Below are 1,671 nucleotides of genomic sequence, written 5' to 3'. Positions count from 1 at the left end.
CCCGCCCCGGCCGCCGCGGATCACCCGCGCGGCCTGCCCGCAGCTCATCCGCGGAATCAGCGGTGGAACCAGCCGCCAGAAGCAATACCAAGCGAAGGGACAGTATGCGCGCCGTTGTGCAGGTAGCCAGCCAGGCCAAGGTCGAGGTGGAGGGGACGGTGGTCGGTGAACTGGGCGCCCCGGGACTGGTGGTGCTGCTGGGCATCACCCACGAGGACGACCAGGCCACCGCGCGCAAGGTCGCCGAGAAAATCTACCGGCTGCGCATCCTGGAGGGGAAACCAGCGCCGAATCCCAGTGCGCGCCACTGCTGGTGATCAGCCAGTTCACGCTCTACGGCTCGGTGCGCAAGGGCCGGCGCCCATCCTGGACGCAGGCCGCCGGCGGGGCGCACAGCGAACCGCTGTACGACTACTTCGTCTCCTACCTGCGCGAGCTGGGCGCAGAGGTCGCCACCGGGCGCTTCGGGGCGATGATGGAGGTTTCGCTGACCAACTCCGGTCCGGTGACCCTGCTGGTGGATTCTGCCGACCTGCCCTAGCCTCCGGCTCCCGGCACTGCCCGGGCCATGTCCAGGCGTTGTCCGTGCAGCGCTGGACGGACCGTGCGGGGCCAGGCCTGCTCGGCCGACTCCAGTGAGCGGGCTCGTGTGGGCGGGTACGCAGGAACGGGCTCATGGGGCGGGCACTCGTGGGTGGGTAGCGGGGACCCCACAAATAGTTATCCACAATTTTCAGGCCGCCACCCCACAGCGTGCCCGCAGCGGGCACGCTGGGAGGCATGAACACGCAATCACTGGCCACGGCGCTTGCCACGCTGCGCCGCGCCTCCACCGAGCTGGGCAGCCGGCTCTCGGCAGGCATGATCCTGGAACTGGGTTGCCTGTGCCTTGCGCTGTTCACCGCCCTGGGCCGTCTGGTGCACTGCCACCACGATCCGCGCCTGGTGCTGGCCCACGCCAAGCTCGTTGAACAGTTCGCCTGGCTGATCCACGGCGAGCAGCTGGAAGTGGCGCTGGACGCCGAACTGGCCGGCGCGCACTCGCTGACTTTGCAGGAGTACGATGCCCTGGCCGCAGGCACCACCAACTTCCAGTCCCCGGCCCAACGGGTGCGCGGGCGCACCTGCTACAAGGACACCGCGAACCTGCTGGCCGCGTGGCTGAACATCGACTATCACGAGGCGGCCGGACGCATCGCCGACGCCCATCGCCTGGTGGGGCGGCGGACCATGGAGGGCACCCGCTGCAATCCGCGCTTCGAACGGCTGGCCGGGGTGTACCGCGACCCGTCGATCGACCGGCGGCAGGTGGCGCAGGCAGCCCGCGCCCTGGACAGGCTTGAGGCCCCCGATGAAATCTTCAACGGGGTGGATACCGCACTGACCGCCACCGCCCAGGACGGGCTGCTGCTGGAGGAGCACGCGGCCGCGATCCTGCGCGCTGAGGAGCAGCGCACCGCGAAGAAGAAGCTCGGCGCCTGGTCACTGAGTACCGGGAAGCCAACGGGGAGAACATCCCGCCGGAGCTGGGCCTGTTTGTGCGGCCCAACCGCCACGGGGTGCAGGAGTTTGTGATCCGCGCCGTAGGAGCGGACGCCGAACGCATTCGCTCGCTGATCGCGCAGGCCGATAACTGGCGCACCCAGGCCGGAACCGCGGCCCGTATCGCCG

1 protein-coding gene and 1 pseudogene are annotated in these 1,671 nt (G+C 69.5%); both read left to right on the top strand.

The window, feature by feature from the left end; translation table 11 throughout:
• Window positions 1–104: 104 nt before the first annotated feature.
• Window positions 105–541: pseudogene (gene dtd, locus JCM19049_RS13485) on the top strand (D-aminoacyl-tRNA deacylase).
• 239 nt (window positions 542–780) lie between these two features.
• Complete coding sequence (locus JCM19049_RS13480) at window positions 781–1,575, top strand: hypothetical protein (protein ID WP_054821842.1); 795 nt, start codon at window positions 781–783, stop codon at window positions 1,573–1,575.
• Window positions 1,576–1,671: the final 96 nt, after the last annotated feature.

The sequence above is a fragment of the Arthrobacter sp. JCM 19049 genome (assembly GCF_001310435.1).
The sequence above is the reverse complement of the archived record's forward strand: the minus strand, read 5'-3'. Positions and strand labels throughout refer to the sequence as shown.